At 32.6% G+C, this 19,488-nt stretch carries 18 protein-coding genes; 12 read left to right on the top strand and 6 right to left on the bottom strand.

The window, feature by feature from the left end:
• Positions 1-102: 102 nt before the first annotated feature.
• A complete protein-coding gene (locus NU08_RS11865; RefSeq protein ID WP_129747302.1) occupies positions 103-987 on the top strand; it encodes a glycosyltransferase in 885 nt (294 codons plus the stop codon).
• Here the strand turns inward: NU08_RS11865 and NU08_RS11860 are convergent.
• From NU08_RS11860 to NU08_RS11835, 6 genes are all read right to left on the bottom strand, one after another.
• Entirely contained in the window at positions 984-2,258 is a 1,275-nt protein-coding gene (locus tag NU08_RS11860; protein ID WP_242502542.1) for an O-antigen translocase, read from the bottom strand. The genes NU08_RS11865 and NU08_RS11860 overlap by 4 nt on opposite strands.
• A gap of 1 nt (position 2,259) precedes the next feature.
• Positions 2,260-3,360 (bottom strand): DegT/DnrJ/EryC1/StrS family aminotransferase, encoded by a 1,101-nt coding sequence (locus NU08_RS11855; RefSeq protein ID WP_129747301.1) that lies wholly within the window; start codon positions 3,358-3,360, stop codon positions 2,260-2,262.
• Complete coding sequence (locus tag NU08_RS11850; protein WP_129747300.1) at positions 3,357-4,304, bottom strand: GNAT family N-acetyltransferase; 948 nt, start codon at positions 4,302-4,304, stop codon at positions 3,357-3,359. The genes NU08_RS11855 and NU08_RS11850 overlap by 4 nt, the downstream gene beginning before the upstream one ends.
• A gap of 2 nt (positions 4,305-4,306) precedes the next feature.
• The gene (locus NU08_RS11845) at positions 4,307-4,909 is read right to left on the bottom strand and encodes a trimeric intracellular cation channel family protein (protein WP_129747299.1); all 603 of its coding nucleotides are present in this window, start codon (positions 4,907-4,909) and stop codon (positions 4,307-4,309) included.
• Positions 4,910-4,993: 84 nt separating this feature from the next.
• Entirely contained in the window at positions 4,994-5,848 is an 855-nt protein-coding gene (locus NU08_RS11840; RefSeq protein ID WP_129747298.1) for a hypothetical protein, read from the bottom strand.
• A 108-nt stretch (positions 5,849-5,956) separates the two neighbouring features.
• Positions 5,957-6,700, bottom strand: coding sequence for an RDD family protein (locus NU08_RS11835; protein WP_129747297.1), 744 nt, complete (start codon positions 6,698-6,700; stop codon positions 5,957-5,959).
• 20 nt (positions 6,701-6,720) lie between these two features.
• On the opposite strand from NU08_RS11835, the gene NU08_RS11830 reads away from it, so the two are divergent.
• The 11 genes from NU08_RS11830 to NU08_RS11780 all read left to right on the top strand — a co-directional run bounded on the left by NU08_RS11830 (position 6,721) and on the right by NU08_RS11780 (position 19,464).
• Positions 6,721-7,698 (top strand): stage II sporulation protein M, encoded by a 978-nt coding sequence (locus NU08_RS11830; protein WP_129747296.1) that lies wholly within the window; start codon positions 6,721-6,723, stop codon positions 7,696-7,698.
• Positions 7,698-8,654, top strand: coding sequence for a hypothetical protein (locus NU08_RS11825; protein ID WP_129747295.1), 957 nt, complete (start codon positions 7,698-7,700; stop codon positions 8,652-8,654). Before NU08_RS11830 ends, NU08_RS11825 begins: the two co-directional genes overlap by 1 nt.
• Positions 8,647-9,420: a DUF4129 domain-containing protein gene (locus NU08_RS11820; protein ID WP_129747294.1), complete on the top strand. Its 774-nt coding sequence runs from the start codon at positions 8,647-8,649 to the stop codon at positions 9,418-9,420. Before NU08_RS11825 ends, NU08_RS11820 begins: the two co-directional genes overlap by 8 nt.
• Complete coding sequence (locus NU08_RS11815) at positions 9,413-10,615, top strand: DUF4350 domain-containing protein (RefSeq protein ID WP_129747293.1); 1,203 nt, start codon at positions 9,413-9,415, stop codon at positions 10,613-10,615. Before NU08_RS11820 ends, NU08_RS11815 begins: the two co-directional genes overlap by 8 nt.
• A 122-nt stretch (positions 10,616-10,737) precedes the next feature.
• Positions 10,738-11,751 (top strand): AAA family ATPase, encoded by a 1,014-nt coding sequence (locus tag NU08_RS11810; RefSeq protein ID WP_119789693.1) that lies wholly within the window; start codon positions 10,738-10,740, stop codon positions 11,749-11,751.
• A 152-nt stretch (positions 11,752-11,903) separates the two neighbouring features.
• Positions 11,904-12,515 carry a DUF3828 domain-containing protein gene (locus NU08_RS11805; protein WP_129747292.1) on the top strand — a complete coding sequence of 204 codons (612 nt, stop codon included), beginning with the start codon at positions 11,904-11,906 and terminating at the stop codon, positions 12,513-12,515.
• Positions 12,516-12,537: 22 nt separating this feature from the next.
• On the top strand, positions 12,538-13,869 hold the full coding sequence (locus tag NU08_RS11800) for a DUF58 domain-containing protein (RefSeq protein ID WP_129747291.1): 1,332 nt from the start codon (positions 12,538-12,540) through the stop codon (positions 13,867-13,869).
• Between the two features lie 151 nt (positions 13,870-14,020).
• On the top strand, positions 14,021-15,100 hold the full coding sequence (locus NU08_RS11795) for a phosphoglyceromutase (protein ID WP_129747290.1): 1,080 nt from the start codon (positions 14,021-14,023) through the stop codon (positions 15,098-15,100).
• Positions 15,101-15,142: 42 nt separating this feature from the next.
• A complete protein-coding gene (locus NU08_RS11790; RefSeq protein WP_129747289.1) occupies positions 15,143-16,072 on the top strand; it encodes a DUF2167 domain-containing protein in 930 nt (309 codons plus the stop codon).
• A 142-nt stretch (positions 16,073-16,214) separates the two neighbouring features.
• Positions 16,215-17,003: a TrmH family RNA methyltransferase gene (locus tag NU08_RS11785; protein WP_129747288.1), complete on the top strand. Its 789-nt coding sequence runs from the start codon at positions 16,215-16,217 to the stop codon at positions 17,001-17,003.
• Between the two features lie 241 nt (positions 17,004-17,244).
• The gene (locus NU08_RS11780; protein ID WP_129747287.1) at positions 17,245-19,464 is read left to right on the top strand and encodes a RelA/SpoT family protein; all 2,220 of its coding nucleotides are present in this window, start codon (positions 17,245-17,247) and stop codon (positions 19,462-19,464) included.
• Positions 19,465-19,488: the final 24 nt, after the last annotated feature.

Raw genomic sequence — 19,488 nt, 5'->3', positions numbered from 1 at the left:
GTAAAACAAATATAGAAATACTAAATATAGTTTGTCATTTAATTTTTATAAAACCTTTACAATATTCATTAATTTTGGATGTTTCAAACCGCAATTCTTTTTATGCAAAACCTACCTTTAGTTTCTGTTATCTGTTTATGTTACAATCATGAAAAGTTTGTAGTTGAAGCATTAAATTCGGTACTAAACCAAAGCTATCAAAACATTGAACTTATTGTTGCAGACGACTGCAGCAATGATGATTCTAAAAAAGTTATCGTAGATTGGCTTAAAGATTATCCAACAGTTCAGTTTATTTCAAGCAAAATTAACTTAGGAAATACTAAAACATTTAATAAAGCATTTCAATTTGCAAAAGGAGAATATATAATAGATTTAGCTGCTGATGATATTTTATTGAAGGACTGTATTGAAAAACAAGTGAATACTTTCTTAAGTTCCAATAAAAAAAATCTTGCAGTAGTTTACGGAAATGCCGAAGTAATTTCAGAAAACAACGATCATATTCGTTATTATTATGAAGTTGACACCGAAAAAAAAACGATAAAAAAACCCGCTTCAGGAGATATTTATTTAGCAATGTTAAACCAAAGCAGCATGATTTGTTCTGTCTCCTCAATGATGAAACGAGACGTTTTGGAACAGCTTAATGGTTACGACGAAAATCTTGCTTATGAAGATTTGGACTTTTGGATTAGAGCTTCCAGAAATTATAATTTTGAATTCATTGATTCCATTTTAGTTCAAAAAAGAGAAGTTGGTTCTTCTTTGGGCAATCAATTTTATAAAAAATTTAATTCGCGAACCAGAAAAATAAACCATTCCTCCTATGTGGTTATAAAAAAGGCAATTGCATTAAATAAAACACAAGAAGAGAATAAGGCGCTGATGAAAAGACTGCATTTTGAAATGGAAAAAGCCTACAGAACCTTAGATTTTTGGTTATTTATAAAATATATCCCTCTTGAAATAAAACTGCGCTTTTAAAATAATTTCTTTCTAAAGTAAAAAACTAATATAAGTAGATAGATTAAATTTTCAAAGGCATAAGCCATAACAACACCTTCAATTTGAAATTCTTTTATAAAATACAAACTAGAGAAATAAAGAACTGATAAAGAAAATAATTCGGTTAAAATAAACATCAAAGTCTTTCTTTTTGCGAAAAACTGATACCCCAAAATTAAAGCGCAAACTTTAAAAACATCACCCAAAAGCTGCCAAAAAAACAAATCGGTTACAGGTAAAAATTCTTTTGTAAAAAGCAATTGAATAACAAAAAAGCGGGTGAAATAAAGTATTACCAAAGCAAGTACAAAAACTGGTAAAATATATTTATAGTATTGTAAAAAAACACTTTTGGTTTCCTGATTATTTTGGGCTTTGGATAATTTTGGCAGAAAATAAACGCTCAAAATTGCACTGATAAACATCAAATAATAGCTTGAAATTCGCGTCATGGTTTCCCAATATCCAGCTTGTTCTATTCCTAAATCCTGAATAATATGGTTTCGGATAGCCAAAAATACGAAAGGACCAAAAACAGATGAAACCAACGTCATTAAAGAATAAGCCGAAAGATTTTTCAAAACTTTGAAATCGAAGACATCTAATTTTATAAATTGAAAAATCTGAATCTCTTTTTGAACTAAATAAAGCGTGATAAAAAACAGCAATGCTGGGGCAATTATAATTGCCATTAAAGCTCCAATGGTTTTGAATTGAATTATCAGAAAAACAGAAGTTAACAGCCCCAAAATGTTTCCAATAATATTAATACTGATTACTTTTTTAAACTTGCCTAAACCATTGACTACAGCAACAAAAAAAATAGAAAGTCCGTAAGTTGGCAAAACAAACGATAAGACTTTAAAAACAATTAAATATTCTGTATTATCTCCAAAGATTTTTTCATTCCAATAAGAAGCTGAACAAAACAAAATGATACTTAAGAGAATCGCAACTCCTATTAAAGCAATAAAAACGGTCGAAATTATTTTTTGAAGTTCAATTCTACTTTTTTCGCTTTCAGCAGTGTATTTTACAATTCCATTTTGAAAACCTAAAGTGGAGATATTTTCCAATGAAGTCAAAAAATTGCGAAGATTTCCAACTAGAGCCATTCCGCTTGGCCCAACAAAAACTGCTAATATTTTTGAGGTAACCAAACCGATTCCGATTTTTAAAGCAACACTTAAACTGTTTAAAGAAGTAATCTTAAACAAATTCGTTTGAATTATTTTTCTATAAAAACTCAAACTAATATTGATTTAAAATTTCAATAATATAATCCACTTCAGACTCTGTCAAAACAGGGCTTATAGGCAGACTTAAAACCTCCTTATGAATCTTTTCAGTTATCGGAAACGACAAATTATTCCATTGCGAAAAAGCCTTTTGCTGATGCGGAGGAATCGGATAATGAATTACCGTTTGAATATTGTTTTGAGCTAAATATTCTTGTAAATGCGCTCTGTTTTCTGTTCGAATGACAAACAAATGAAAAACATGATTCTTTGAAAAATCCCAAAACGGAAGTACTATCTTATCATTTTTAATTTCTGATAAATATCGTTTTGCAATAGCTCTTCGCTTTTGATTATCCGAATCTAAATTTGGTAATTTTAGATTTAAAAATCCAGCCTGCAATTCGTCTAGTCTTGAGTTTACACCAACAAATTCATTATGATATTTTTTCTCTGAACCATAATTACGAAGCGAAAAAAGGACTTTTGCTAATGCTTCGTCATTTGTTGTAATTGCTCCGCCGTCTCCTAAACAACCCAAATTTTTTCCTGGGTAGAAACTGTAAGCGACTGCAGATTTTAGATTGGAGATTTTAGATTTTATATTTTTTTCTGCACCGTGAGATTGTGCAGCATCTTCAATTATTAAAAGATTGTTTTTATTTGCAATTTCAATGATTTTTTCCATTTCAGCCAATTGTCCGTATAAATGAACAGCTAAAATGGCTTTTGTCTTTGAAGTAATTTTTTCGGGAATTAAATCTGGATTTATATTGTAGGTTTCCAATCTCGGCTCAATTAAAACAGGAACTAAATCAGCTTGTAAAATGGCTAGAATACTTGCAATATAAGTATTGGCAGGAACAATAACCTCATCGCCTTTTTTAAGTTTTCCGAGTTCGATATAGCCTTTAAAAATAAGGACCAATGCATCAAAACCATTTCCGACTCCAATACAATATTTTGATTGGCAATATTCGGCAAAAGCTTTTTCAAATGTCTCCACTTCTTTTTCTAAAATATACCAGCCGTTTTCTAAAACCGATTTCAATTTTTCTTGAAAGGCAGTTTCATACGGTTCGTTTACTTTTTTTAGGTCTAAGAATGATATCACTTTATTTGTATTTTATAAAAGTCTTGATTATAAACAGTACAGCCTAATTCTTCTTTCTGTGCTAAAAGCCCCTGATTATAGCCCAATTCATTTTCTTCACCCACAATTCCCATATCAAAGAAATGCTTTCCTTTTCGTTTGTATTTATGAATCAGATTAATGAATAAAAAATCTAGTGCTCTAAATTCTTCTCCCATTTTTGATGTGGCGCCATATTGCGATTTTACAACATTTTTGGTTTCAAAAATGGTTATTCCAGCTATAATTTCATCATTTCTGTAAGCAGAATATTGTCTGATGTTTTTCTGAAATTTAGATTTCAAAAGTGCCATTTCTTCTTTGGAATGCACTGGCTTTACATTAAATTTTTCTGCTAATCTTGGCTCAAGAATTTTTTTCCAAAATGGATCAAAATCTTCTTCTTCAAAAATATCCAAATCTAAATTTTCAATTCTTCTAAAATGCTTCATTTTGCTTTTAGAAATCTTTAAAGGAGCTTGCAGATTAACTGCCAGATTCATTTCTTTTCGTTCTAAAACTGCTCCTCTTTTCAAGAGAAAAAAATCCATTGTTGCGTTTCCTTCAGAAAAATAAAAATTCGGAACTGGCTTATAATAAAAGGTATCGACTTGGTTTTCTTTCAAAAAAAGTAAAATTTCATCTAAAATGGATTCAACCTTTTCTGCTTTCAATTTCGGCAAATAAACCAATCCTCCGTATGTAAGACCTTGATGCGAATAAACCGCATTTCCCTTTTTATTGGCAGGAAGAACAGCGCGAAGTTTCTGGTTTTCGAAAACTAAAAGCGAAAAATCTTCAAAACGATCTTTATGATATTCCATAAAATCGCGATGAAACAAAAACGTGGCATTTTTGGATTGGTCGACAAAATCATTCCAGATTGAATAATCTTCTTGAGAATACTTTTTTATAGTGTATTTCATGTCTATTTATGATCAAACGCTTTTAAATGCCATTTATACTTAACTGCCATTAATCTAATCACAATAATTACAAGCGAAGTAACTAAATACAAAATGTCGTCGTTTAAATTTAGTTTTCGCAGTCCAAAAAACACCATTCCGCCAAAAATACAGATGGTGGCATAGATTTCTTCTCTAAAAACGTTTGGAATTTCATTACACAAAATATCACGAATTACGCCTCCAAAACAAGCTGTCATCGTTCCAAGCGCAATACAAATTGCCGGATGAAGTCCAGTTATAAGTCCTCTTTCCAAACCAATTAAAGTAAAAACTCCGAGCCCAATTGTATCAAAAAGAAACAATGAAGTTCGAAGCTTATCAAAGCTTTTTCTAAAAAGAATTGCTAGAAAAAATCCTAAAATGATCACATACACGTATTGCATGTCGCGCATCCAGCCCACAGGAGTTCTTCCGATTAAGACATCGCGGAGTGTCCCGCCACCAACGGCAGTTACAAATGCAATGATAAAAACCCCAAACGGATCTAGTTTTTTGTGCATTGCGGTCAAGGCGCCTGACATTGCAAACGCCATTGTCCCAATAATATCAAGTAAGTGAAACATTTTTTTTGAGTTACAAAGATGCAAAGGGTCAAAGTTACAAAGTTGTACCGAATAATCTTAACAACTCTTACTCATAAACGTTTCTTATTTTTTCACGTAAATCGGGCTTCTTTTTAATAAATAAGAAATAGAATCCATCCAGCCGTCTTTTACTGCCAGCAAAGGTTTACGGGTTTGCGAGTAGATTTTATCTGTATTTCTATACATGTCAAAATAAACGGTATAGTAATAATACTTCTGATCGTTTGCTGTTGTTGTAGAAATATCGTTTGTTGTTACTTTTTTGTTGTTATTGCTTACTTTTGCATTTCCGCTGTTATATGTGGTAGCTGTAGTTCCAGTTCCAATTGTATAAGAAACTTTTGCGGCCACAATGTTATCAACTCCTAATATTTTTTCAAGATCTTCTATTGGCGTTTCGTCAATGTTATTATGGTCAATTCCAGCTTTGCGCAACAAACTATTTGTTGTTCTTAAATCTTGAACCGTCAACGGAAAAATGTTCGAAGATTTATCTAACAATTTGTTATACAAATCATTTTGAGCAAATTTTGCCATATCTTCAGAACCTTGCTGATTATCTGCATTGACATACGGTATTGGCAATACTGCAATTGTATTATGCTGTTTATCTGCACTTACTATATTTTGAGATGGCGAACTTTGAGTCGTACTGTTTGAATTTGAAGAAACATCAAAGGTTTGCGATCTTCCGCTTGCAAAATCGATTTTGGCAATCTGAGAAACATCTAGCGAAATCTGAACGGTCTCACCTGGAAGTGAATATTCTACTGTTTTATCAGACATTTTTAAAACCGTACATTCAATTATCTGATAATCTCTTTTTATAATTTTATCTAATTTTTTTCCGCTTTGGGCAAAACTCACAAAAGCAGACAATAGCACTAGTAATACGAGAAAAGGCTTAGTAATTTTCATTTGTTTGGAAATTTATGAATTAATTATCTATATATAAATTTACGAAGAAATTTTAAAAAATTATCAATAAAAAACAGAAAAAATAAACAATTTTTCAAAGAAAAAAAATTACATATTTTGTGTGTAAAAATTATAATCTTTTAGAATCACTCTTATAAAATCACTGTTGTTTCCAGATTGATTTTTAATTCCTGTAACACTTTCGATCTTAGCAACGAGCTTGTAAATAATCTCATGATCGTTTTTAGCAACCGCTTTTTGATAGGTTTCTTTAATGATACGCATATCATTATCTGAAAGCTTTATCACCAAAGGATACGTTGGCACGTAAGATTCGCCAATATCTTCGAGAATAGTATGACTGATATTAATTTTATTCTTCAAAGTAATCACAGCTGTTCCAGCTGCCATATCTCCCAATCGTTGTGATTTCTGGCTCGTAATAACTGAGATAAGTCCTGGAAGTCCGAAAAAAGTAAAAAAGTCAATTACTCTAAAAAACCAGCGAATTAAATAATCTCCAAAACCTGCCTGATAACCGTCAATTTTAACTACTTTAATTTTCAGTAATTTTTTGCCAAGTGACTGTCCTTCAAAAACGCTTTCTAGAACCAACGAATAAACTATAACGGGAGAATACAATAATAAAAAAATCGCACCGCGCGACCAACCGTCCAAATTAACCATCAATCTATCGAGCTGCAACCAGTCAAAAAGTACTATCGAAAGCGCTGTTATATAACAAATTACAATGAACAAATCGATAAAAAAAGCACCTAGCCTTTCGCCTACAGAAGCAGCGATAAAATTTATTTTGACATTTTGTGTCGTGTTAATAGATAATTCTGACATATTTCATATTTTAGCCTACAATGAGAGAAATCGCCTTTATAAAACAAAACAGAGAAAAATGGCTCGAGTTTGAGCTGGCAATTTTTGGTAAAGCTAAAAAAAATCCTGATGAATTAGCTAATTTGTACATTCAAATGATGAATGATTTGTCGTATGCTCAAACGTATTATCCTAAAAGTAAAACGGTTGTGTATCTCAATCATCTTGCCTCTCAGATTTATCAAAAAATTTACAAAACCAAACGCACCGATCAGAATCGGCTTGTAGATTTCTTTAAAATCGAAGTTCCTTTATTGGTTTACGAGTACAGAAGATATTTGGTTTATGCATTTGCTTTGTTTTTTGTCACCGTTTCTATCGGAGTTCTTTCTGCTCGTTATGATCGTGATTTTGTGCGTCTCATTTTAGGTGACGATTATGTAAATATGACTTTAGAAAACATCAAAAAAGGCAATCCGATGGCCGTGTATGGTTCAGGCAGCAATTGGGGAAGTTTTATTGGCATTACGGTCAATAATCTTTTTGTCGGTGCGAGATGTTATTTCTACGGAATTTTTGCAGGAATCGGAACTTTTAATGTTTTTCTTCAAAACTGTATCATGCTCGGTTCTTTTCAATATTTTTTCTACGAACAAGGCGTTTTTTGGAAAAGCGTTCGAGGCATCTGGATTCACGGTTCTATGGAGATTTTTGCCATTGTAATCGAAACTACAGCTGGATTTATTTTAGGGGCTTCTATCCTATTTCCTAAAACTTTTTCTAGATTAAATTCTTTTAAAATCGGTTTCAAAAACAGCTTTAAAATATTTTTAAGCACTTTTCCTTTTACCATAAGCGCTGGATTTTTAGAAGGTTTTATTACACGATATTCAATCGACATGCCCAATTGGCTAAGCAGTTTTATTATCTTATTGACATTGGCAATAATTTCATTTTACTACTTGATATACCCATTTATTGTACACAAAAAAATAACTTCAAAACCAATTCATTTATAATGTTCGAGCTTTACAGAAAAAGACAATTAGGTGATAATCTAGGCGATACTTTTACTTTTTTCAAAAATTACGGAAAGAACTTTTTCAAGATATTTTTTATTGCAAATGGAGCATTTTTACTTCTTTTTGCAATAGTAATTTATACGCTCCTTAAAGTCAATTTTGAACATATTCAAGAATCTGGTCTTGAAAACAATCAATTAAAAAGCGATCTTCTTGAATACTTTAATCATAATGAAGGATTAGTCGTTGCATTGATATTTATCTGCGTTTTTTTATTCTTTATCATGTCATTGTTTAATTATGCTTATCCGGTTTTATATTTAAAATTGATCGCTACTGGCAAAGAAGATCTTGAAACGAATGATCTCTCGGCGAGTTTTTTTAAAGTTCTTTTTAAATTAATAAAATTCAGTATTGGCTATTTGTTTTTAGTTTTTCCGGTTTTAATAATTGCCTTAATCATCTTATTTTTTCTGTGCTTTATTATTATCGGAATTCCACTGATAATGATTGCGCTACCAGCGTTGTTCACCTTTTTAAACCTGCATTTTTACAGTTATCTGACAGAAGAAAAACGCTTTTTTGAATCTCTAAAACACGCTTACGATTTAGTAAAATTAGATTTTTGGAATACAATTGGAACAACTTTTATTATAATGATGATAATGCAGTTTGTTCAGTTTGCCATAACAATGTGTTTATACTTTGTGGGTATGTTTATCGCTTTAGCCTATTTAATTGGCAATTCTGCTTCAAACCATACAAATTCTATAGAATCTTCGCCTTTATTGATAGGCTTTATAACGATTGTCGTAATTGTGCTAATTGTTCTTGGTAACATTTTTAACAACATTATTATCGTGAATCAGGGAATGATTTATTATAGTTTAGAGTCAGGAGACAAACAAGAATCGAAATCAATTGATTTAATTGGAGATACTACAAATGAATAGGTTTGTTATTATTTTATATTTTCTTTTCTCTCTGAGCCCGTCCTATGCTCAAGATACTCTGGTTGAAGAAGATCCTCCAAAAATTGTTGGAATTAAGTATACCGAAAAAGATATCAAGGTAGATTCTGAAGCTGTAGAAGCCAGACATTTTGAAAAGGATTTCAAGAAAAAATATACCGATAAGGACTTTGTTTACGAATATAAAGAACCTGAAAAAAGCTGGTGGGATCATTTTAAGCATTGGCTCGCTAGACAAATTGCCAATTTGTTTAATTTCGGAAGTGTAAAATCATCTCTAAACTTTATTTCAATTTTGTTTAGAATAATTGCCGTTCTAGTTGTTATACTTTTAATATACTTTATTGTCAAGGCATTAATCAAACGAGAAGGAATGTGGATTTTTGGAAAGAATGCTGACAAAAGAGCTTTGTTTTATTCTGATGCCGAAAAAAATATCCATCTTTTGGATTTTGAAAAACTTATTAAAGAAAGCATCGAAGCTGGCGAAAAAAGAATTGCCGTGCGATATTATTATTTATGGCTTTTAAAAGTAATGGCGCAGCATCATTATATTGAATGGGATATCGAAAAAACCAATTCCGATTATTTGTACGAATTGCAGAATCCTGCTCATAAAGAAGAGTTTACTTATCTTTCTTATCTGTACAATTATATTTGGTATGGTGAATTTGAAATTGATGATGCAACATTCAGAAAGACAGAAAACAGATTTAAAAAAGCACTAAAAACCTTTGGCAATGGATAATAAAGTTAAAATATACATTGCTATTCTGGTTCTAATTTTCGGAATAACATTGCTCGTAGACAAAGGACAGCCAAAACCTATTGATTGGACTCCAACGTATTCTGTTGAAGATAAAATTCCGTTTGGATTGTACGTTTTCGACCAAGAAGCGGATGGTCTTTTTAAACAGAAAGTAGAAAGAATTTCGACGCAGACGCCTTATGAATATTTGGATTCTCAATATAATTCTAGCGAGAATGCAGAATCCTATAAAATCAAAGGATCCTTTATGAATATTTCTGAAGTCAATAACATAGATGAAGGGTCAATGCGAGAAATCCTAAATTTTGTTTCTCACGGAAATAATGCTTTTTTGAGTATGAAAGTGTTTCCGAAAGTATTGCTAGATTCTTTGAAAATAGAACTGAAAACCGATTTTATGCCCAATGACAGCATTTCAGTTTGGATGGCTAACAAAAAAGTAAGCGCAAAAAAATATACTTTTAATACTGGATTAAGCGATTATTTTTCTAAAATAGACACTTTAAACACAAAGGTTTTGGGATACCAAATGAACCGTAAAAAGGAAAAGCAAATCAACTTTATTGAAGTTCCTTATAAAAATGGCTATTTGTATCTGCATACGCAACCAGTGGCCTTTACCAATTACAATCTGCTGAAAAAAGATTATTATCAATATGCAGAAAACGTTCTGTCTTATATTCCGAAAGGAAATGTGTTTTGGTATAATAAAACTTTAAACGATAAAAGAATTTCAAGCTCTCCGATGCGTTATATCTGGAGTCAGCCCGCTTTAAAATCGGCTTGGTATTTAGGTTTAATTGGAATTCTTATTTTTATGATTTTTAATGCGAAACGCAAACAGCGAATTGTTCCGATTATAAAACCATTGCAGAACCTAACTGTTGATTTTACAAAAACAATTGGAAATTTATATTATCAGGAAGGCGATCATACCAATATTATTGATAAAAAGATTATTTACTTTTTAGAAAAAATCAGAACCGATTATCTGCTTGACACCAGCAAACTTGATGACGATTTCATAATGAAATTGCATTATAAAACAGGAAAAGACGAAAAAGATATTCGCGATGTGGTTCAGTTAATCAACGATCACAGAAATAGTTATCACGGAAGTCTAGAAGAAGATTTGATTAAAATAAATACAGCAATAGAAAAGATTTTACATTAACCAGAAATATTTAGCCACTCCCGATAGCTATCGGGATAAAAGGATTAGCACAGATTATTTTTTTATAAAATCATTTTAATCTTTCTAATCTGTGGCAAAAAAATAAAAAAACATAGCAATTTATGGACGATATCAATACAACATCAAACGAAATCACAAATGAAAATGTGAATTTTGAAACAAGGATTAATTTAGGACCACTTTTAGATCACGTAAATACGATTAAAAAAGAGATTGAAACGGTAATCGTAGGACAGCACAAAATGGTAGATCAGCTTTTGGTTGCTATTTTGTCAAACGGTCACGTACTTTTAGAAGGCGTTCCTGGAGTTGCCAAAACAATCACGGCTAAATTATTGGCTAAAACTTTAAATATCGGTTTCAGCAGAATTCAGTTTACTCCCGATTTAATGCCTTCAGATATTTTAGGAACTTCTATTTTCAATCTGAAAAACTCAGAATTTGAATTCAAAAAAGGACCAATTTTTTCTAATTTGATTTTAATTGATGAGATTAACCGTGCTCCTGCAAAAACACAAGCCGCGCTTTTTGAAGTAATGGAAGAACGCCAGATTACAATTGATGGTTCTGCTTATCAATTGGAAGCGCCATTTTTGGTTATCGCAACTCAGAATCCTATAGAGCAAGAAGGAACTTATCGTTTACCTGAAGCGCAGTTGGACCGTTTTCTTTTTAAAATTACAATTGATTATCCGAAATTGAATGAAGAGATTTTAATTATCCAGAGAGAACATTCGTTGCAAGATCACGGAAAATTAGATGCAATTCAAACTATACTTTCTGCCGAAGAAATTAAAGAATATCAAGGTTTAGTAAAACAAATTAGAGTCGAACAAAACTTGTTGGAATACATTGCTCGAATTGTAGTAAATACTCGAGAAAATGCCTTTTTATATTTAGGAGCTTCTCCTCGTGCTTCTATCGCGATTTTGAATGCCGCAAAAGGTTTTGCCGCAATCCGCGGACGTGATTTTGTAACGCCAGAAGATATAAAAGAAGCTGCAATTCCAGTTTTACAGCACCGTGTTATTGTAGCACCAGAACGTGAAATGGAAGGCATTACAAGTTCAGAAATTATCAAACAGATTATTGAAACAGTCGAAATTCCTAGGTAATTATTAATTGTGAATGGTAAATGGTGAATGGTGGAAAATGTAAAGGGCTTCGACTCCGCTCAGCCTGACAAAGAAGAGCAAAACTTGAAACCTGAAACTTGACACAAGGCTTTAGCCGAATTGGCGAAGCAAACAATAAAAACTAAAAAAAATTGAAACCGTCTAAACTTCTTATATTATTCTCTCTACTATTGTTAACTGTTTTTCAGCCATCAAATGCTGCTTTTTTAAAAGACAAAAAAGATTCTTTTTATTTCAAAAATGACAAGCAGGAAATTGAGACTTTAGTTAAGAAATTGTACGAATGGGTAGAAACTAAAAAGAGCAACAATGATTTCAATCCTATTGCAAACAAAAAAGGAGATAAATACATTGGCTTAGATTTAAACTCCCATAAAAAAAGATTGGAGGAACTTAAGAAAACTAATTTCTTTTCGCAGCAGTTTTTAGACAATTACAATAAAATCGCTTTACGAATCGATTCTAATCTTAAAACTAAAAAAATAGAATGGCTTGAGGGAGATTTGCCTCCTTTTGGAAATGATGCCAATCCGTGGTGTAATTGTCAAGATTATCCCGATAATTATTGGAAAACTATGACTATTAATCATTTGAAGATTGAAAACGATAAAGCGTCTTTTGATTGGAATTGGTCGTGGAAAGGCGATTTTAAATACAAAGTGAAAACCATTAAAGAAAACGGAGTTTGGAAAATAGCTTATCTAGAAGGCTTTAATTTTGATGACTTCACTAAAATTTATTAGAAAAACATAAAACCGAGAAAACTTGAAATTCATAAAAAGTCTATATCTGAACAATTTCTTTTTCTATGTGCTCATTGGCATTATAGGATTGTTTGTCTGCGCTTTTATTTTTCCGAATATGTATAATGCTGTTTGGCTACTCGTTTTAGGTTTAATTACTTTTTTAGGACTTGATATTTTGCTTTTGTACTTGGTACGAACAGGACTTGAAGCTGAAAGAATTACGCCCGAAAAACTATCAAACGGGGATTTAAATCCGATAAAAATTAATTTAAAAAACCATTATACTTTTCCTGTTTCGGTTAAAATTATTGATGAGATTCCGTTTCAATTTCAGGTTCGAGATTTCAAAATTGGAAAAACAATAAAAGCGGCAACACAAAAAGAAATTGGTTATGATCTTCGCCCAACAGAACGCGGAGAATATCATTTCGGTTCTCTGAACATTTATGTTTCTTCGCCATTAAGGCTCATTTCAAGAAGATTTACTTTTGACAAAGATCAAATGGTTCCGACCTACCCTTCTTATATTCAGTTAAGAAAATACGATTTGATTGCTTTTTCGAATAATTTATTTCAATACGGAATCAAAAAAATACGCCGAATTGGACATACCATGGAGTTTGAGCAAATTAAAGAATATGTTCAAGGCGACGATTTGCGAACTTTAAACTGGAAAGCGACAGCCAAAAGAAATTCGCTAATGGTCAATCAGTTTCAGGACGAAAAATCACAATCGGTTTATATGGCAATTGACAAAGGGCGCGTTATGCAAATGCCTTTTGATGGATTAAGTTTATTGGATTATGCGATTAATTCGGCTTTGGTTTTATCCAATGTTATTCTGAAAAAACAAGATAAAGCAGGGCTTTTTTCTTTTTCTAAAAAAGTAGAAAACAGAGTTTTTGCGGAAAGAAGAGGCTCGCAAATGCAGAAAATCCTCGAAACTTTGTACAATGTAAAAACCGATTTCTTCGAAAGTGATTACAGCCGATTGTATGTTGATATCAAGAAAAACATCAATCAGAGAAGTTTAATAATTCTGTACACCAATTTTGAAACCATGGACGGCTTAAATCGTCAATTGCCATATTTAAAAGGAATTGCCAAAAGCCATTTATTGGTTGTGATTTTCTTTAGCAATACAGAATTAAACGGTATCATCAATAAAAAAACAACTACAATTCAGGAAGTTTATGACAAAGTAATTGCCGAAAAATTCATGTTCGAAAAACGATTAATCGTAAACGAATTGAAGAAATACGGAATCCATTCTGTCTTAACACAACCTGAAAATCTTACGCTTGACGCCATTAATAAATATTTAGAAATTAAGTCTAGAGGGATTTTGTAAAAGTTCTAAATGTAAAGCGACCAATGCCCATTTAGAATTTTTGAGTTCATATATTTTCAACTTCTATTAAATTATAGTTACATTACGTCATACCGTAAAAATTGCTTTATTAAATTACTTAGTTTTGAATTGTATTTCAAATTAATAAGTAATGAAAAAAGCAATTTTAATTCTGCTAATTTTATTGAGCTGTAAATCTTTAGCCCAAAAAACAGAAAACATTATTATTATCACTACAGATGGTTTTAGATGGCAGGAAGTTTTTAAAGGCATTGATCCCACAATTGCCAATGACAAAAAATTCAATCAAGGAGACAGTGCCTACATTTATAAAAAATATAGCGATGCTAATGTCAAAGAAGCGCGTAAAAAACTAATGCCTTTTTTCTGGTCTGAAATTGCTTCTAAAGGTCAGATTTATGGAAATCGAGATTTAGGAAATAAAGTAGATGTTGCCAATCCGTATTGGTTTAGTTATCCTGGTTATAGCGAAATCATGACTGGAAATGTCGATTTAAAAGTCAACTCAAACGGATACAAAGCCAATCCAAACGTAAATGTTTTGGAATTTTTAAATCAGCAATCTAAATTAAAAGGTAAAGTTGCCGCTTTTGGCGCATGGGATGCTTTTGATCGAATTTTAAATGAAGAAAGAAGCGGATTTCCTGTAATTTCAGCCTTTGACAAAGTAGGCGGAAATAAACCAACCGCAGCTCAGCACTTATTAAATGAAATGCGTGACAACTCATATAAACCTTTTCATATGGATGAATGCCTAGATGTTTTTACGCATTATCAAGCTTTAGATGAACTAAAAAATAAAAAGCCAAAAGTGCTTTACATTGCATACGGAGAAACCGATGAATGGGCGCATCACGCACAATATCGTTCGTATTTGGACGCAGCCAATCAAGTAGACAAATGGATTCAGGAAATCTGGAATTTTGTTCAAAATGATCCACAATACAAGAACAAAACTACTTTATTCATAACCGTAGATCACGGACGCGGCGACAAAGTAAAATCGCAATGGACAGATCACGGTTCTGATGTTCCAGGAGCATCTGAAATTTGGTTTGCCGCAATGGGACCAGAAATTGCGCCAAAAGGTGAAATAAAAACACAATCTCAATTCTATCAAAAACAATTTGCTCAAACATTAGCAAAAATAATGGGATATGATTTTAAAACGTCACATCCTGTTGAGAAAGAAATTTCAGAACTATTTTAAATAACCAAAAAACCTAAATAATTAACCTTTTAAACCACTCTAATGAAAAAAACACTACTATTTGTTTTGTTATGGACGATTTCGATTGCTAAATTATCTGCCAGTGAGCCTGATACACTTAGAACATATTATGATAAAATTGATAAATCCTTTCACTATGAATCTGGAAAAATTACTTTAACTGAAGGAAACGGAATCTTAAATGTTCCAAAAGGATTCAAATTTTTAAATGCAGAACAAACCCAAAATGTTCTCACCAATTTATGGGGAAATCCTGAAGACAAATCAATTTTAGGTTCGCTCGTTCCAGATGGAAAAGGCGTTACACATTCTGACAGCTGGATGTTTGTAATTAGCTATCAAGGGGACGGTTATGTAAAAGATGATGATGCTGATGATATTGATTATGACGATCTTCTTAAAACGATGAAAGAAGATGTGGCTACTGCCAATGTGGAAAGAAAGAATGCAGGTTATCCCGAAGTTCAATTAATTGGTTGGGCATCTAAACCATTTTATGACAATAATTTAAAAGTATTGCACTGGGCAAAAGAACTACAGTTTGGACAGGATAAAGAACACACTTTAAATTATGACTTAAGAGTTTTAGGAAGAAAAGGAATGTATAATATTTCTGCTGTTGCTGGTGTAAATCAGTTAGCAGAAGTTAAAGCAAGTATTCCAGGAATCATCAAAAGTGTTGAGTTCAATGACGGACATAAATACCTTGATTTTGATGCAGACACAGACACTGTCGCAGCTTGGACAATCGGAGGTTTGGTGGCTGGAAAAGTATTAGCAAAAGTTGGATTCTTTGCTATTTTAGCAAAATTCGGAAAATTTATTGTAATCGGAATTATTGCTGCTTTTGCTGCAATAAAGAAATTTCTTTTTGGAGACAAAGATCAAATAGTCACAAAACCTGCTGAAGAAACTGCTCTTTTAGAAGAAAATAATTCTACTGAAGAGTAAACCTTTTTTAGTCACGAATTCCCGAATTTTAGTTTTTTTCATTGTAAAGAATTAATTCGTGAATTCGTGGCTATTTTAAATTATTGCGAGAAGAAAAAAACTCTGTACCTTTGCCCCTCTGCAACTTTGAGCCTTAAAAAAAATGAAACAAATTACTTCAGTTCAAAATCCGTTTATAAAATCTTTGGTTTTACTTCAAGAAAAAGCCAAAGCCAGAAAACAAACCGGAACATTTTTGATCGAAGGACAACGCGAAATTTCATTAGCTATAAAAGGCGGTTACGAAATCGAAACGGTTTTATTTTTACCAGAATTAGTTTCAGAATCAGAAATCAACAAACTGATTCAGAATCCATTTCAGATTATCGAAATCAACAAAGAAGTTTACCAAAAACTGGCGTATCGCGATACAACGGAAGGAATTTTAGCTGTAGCGAAAACTAAATCCTTAAAATTATCTGATTTAAAACTATCCGATAATCCATTAATTCTTGTGGTTGAATCATTGGAAAAACCAGGAAATATTGGTGCCGTTTTGCGAACTGCAGATGCAGCCAATTTGGACGCAGTTTTAATTGCCAATCCAAAAAGCGATTTATACAATCCGAACATTGTGCGTTCTAGCGTAGGATGCCTTTTTACGAATCAGATTGCAACTGGAACATCAGCAGAAATTATTGCATTTTTGAAAGAAAAAAAGATCAATTTCTACAGCGCCACTTTACAGAATTCTACTTCATATCATACTCAGAATTTCACAACTCCAACTGCTTTAGTTGTAGGCACAGAAGCAACTGGTTTAACGCAAGAATGGCGTGACGAAGCAACTCAAAACATCATTATTCCAATGCAGGGAGAAATAGACAGTATGAACGTTTCTGTTGCTGCTGCTATTTTAATTTTTGAAGCAAAAAGACAAAGAGGATTCTAATTTGAAAGGTGCAAAGGGACAAAGGGATAAAGGTTCTGAGGTTCAAATTAAAAGTCTTCAACTTTTAATTTTTAATCTTTAATTTTTAATTTAAAAAAACGACTGCTTAAATGTCTAGCTGAGCAGAGTCGAAGCCTTATTCCTACATGGAAAATCTAAAATCTGCACTCTAAAATCAACAATCTAAAATCTTGTGTATGTTCAAACTAATTCTTATTTTTAGTACTTGAACTATGCCGTTATGACAGAAATAGATATAGAAAAAGAAAATAAAGCTATTGCGCAGGAATACAAGGAATTACTTCGAATAAGTTACCAAACTTTAAGCCCTACTGACAAGAAATTAATTAGAAAAGCTTTTGATGTTGCCGTTGATGCTCACAAAGATCAGAGACGTAAATCAGGAGAAGCCTATATCTTTCATCCTATTGCAGTTGCAAAAATTGTTGCCTCAGAAATTGGTCTGGGCGCGACCGCTATTGCTGCGGCTTTAATGCACGATGTTGTAGAAGATACACCAATGACTGTTGAAGACATTGAGCGTTTATTTAATCCGAAAGTAGCCCAGCTAGTTGAAGGCCTTACTAAAATCTCATTGGTTCAAAAAGATTTAAATGCCTCGATGCAGGCTGAGAATTTCAGAAAAATGATTCTGACTTTAAATGATGATGTTCGCGTAATTTTAATTAAACTGGCAGACCGTTTGCACAATATGCAGACAATGGATTCGATGGCGGAATACAAACAGACCAAAATCGCATCTGAAACTTTATACATTTATGCTCCTCTAGCCCACCGTTTGGGACTTTACAACATTAAAACCAAACTTGAAGATTTAGGATTAAAATATACCGAACCAGCAGTTTATGATGACATTGTAAGCAAAATTCGTGAGACTAAGGAAGAGCAAGACGCTTATATCAAAGATATTTCGGAGGTTTTGAAGAAATCTTTAGACAACGAAGGCATCGATTACATTATCAAAGGCCGACCAAAATCGATTTATTCTATTCGCCGAAAAATGCGTGCTCAAAACGTAACCTTCGATGAAGTTTATGACAAATTTGCGCTTAGAATTGTCTATAAAGCAGATCCACATGAAGAAAAGTTCTTAGCTTGGAAAATATACTCTATCGTAACAGACCACTACAGACCGAGTCCGAGCCGTCTTCGTGATTGGATTTCATCACCAAAATCAACTGGTTATGAAGCACTTCACATTACCGTTATGGGACCAAAAGGACGCTGGGTTGAAGTTCAGGTGCGAAGCGAACGTATGGATGAAATTGCAGAAAAAGGTTATGCAGCTCATTACAAATATAAAAACGGCGCAACAGAAGAAAGCGGTTTAGATACTTGGTTAAACTTGCTTCGCGAAGCCTTGGAAAATCAAGAAACCAATGCGGTTGATTTTGTGGAAGATTTTAAAATGAATTTGTATTCTAAAGAAATCTTTGTCTTTACGCCAAAAGGAGAAATTAAATCATTGCCAAAAGGCGCCACTTCTCTTGATTTCGCTTTCAGCATTCACTCAGAAATTGGAATTAAAACCCGAGGAACTCGTGTAAACGGAAGATTAGTTCCATTAAATCATGAATTAAAAAGTGGCGATCAGGTCGAAGTAATTACTTCTCCAAACCAGAAACCAACAGTAAACTGGTTAGAATATGTAACGACTTCGAGAGCAAAAAATAAAATCAAAAACGTTCTTAACGAGAACACTAAAAAGATTGCAGAAGAAGGAAAAGAATTACTGGTTAGAAAATTAAAACATTTAAAAGTTACTTTTAACGAACAGGTAACTAATGAACTTGTAAACTTTTTCAAACTAAAAACAAGTTTAGATTTATTTTATAGAGTTGGAATTGGTGCGATCGAAAATCAGCAGTTGAAAGATTATGCGGCACAAAAAAGCAATTCGTTCATCAATTTCTTCAAAAATAAAATTAAACGAAATAAAGATACTGCAGCCGAAGATATTCATAAGCCAGTCATCAGCAGCAATTATGACATGCTGGTTTTTGGAACTGAACATGACAAGTTAGATTATAAATTATCGCAATGCTGTAACCCTATTCCTGGTGATGATGTTTTTGGTTTTGTTACGATTAATGAAGGAATAAAAGTGCATAAGAAAGATTGTCCGAACGCAATTGGAATGCAGTCGAATTATGCTTACAGAATCATGAGTGCCAAATGGATTGATTCTTCACAAGAGGAATTCAAAGCCATTATCAATATCACCGGAATGGACGTTTTAGGACTTACCAACCAACTGACACGAGTAATTTCGAACAATATGAGCGTCAATATTCAAAGTATTTCCTTGAGTACAGACGCCGGAATTTTCCACGGTCAGATTGCGGTAATTGTAAAAAACAATACCATTTTAAAGAAAATGATCAATGCCATTAAGAAAATTGACGGGGTCGATAAGGTTACCAGAGAGTACAGAACCTAACTTTTTAGGGAAACTATAAGAATT

It is taken from the genome of Flavobacterium anhuiense, from assembly GCF_004151235.1.
Classification (GTDB): domain Bacteria; phylum Bacteroidota; class Bacteroidia; order Flavobacteriales; family Flavobacteriaceae; genus Flavobacterium; species Flavobacterium anhuiense_A.
The sequence above is the reverse complement of the archived record's forward strand: the minus strand, read 5'-3'. Positions and strand labels throughout refer to the sequence as shown.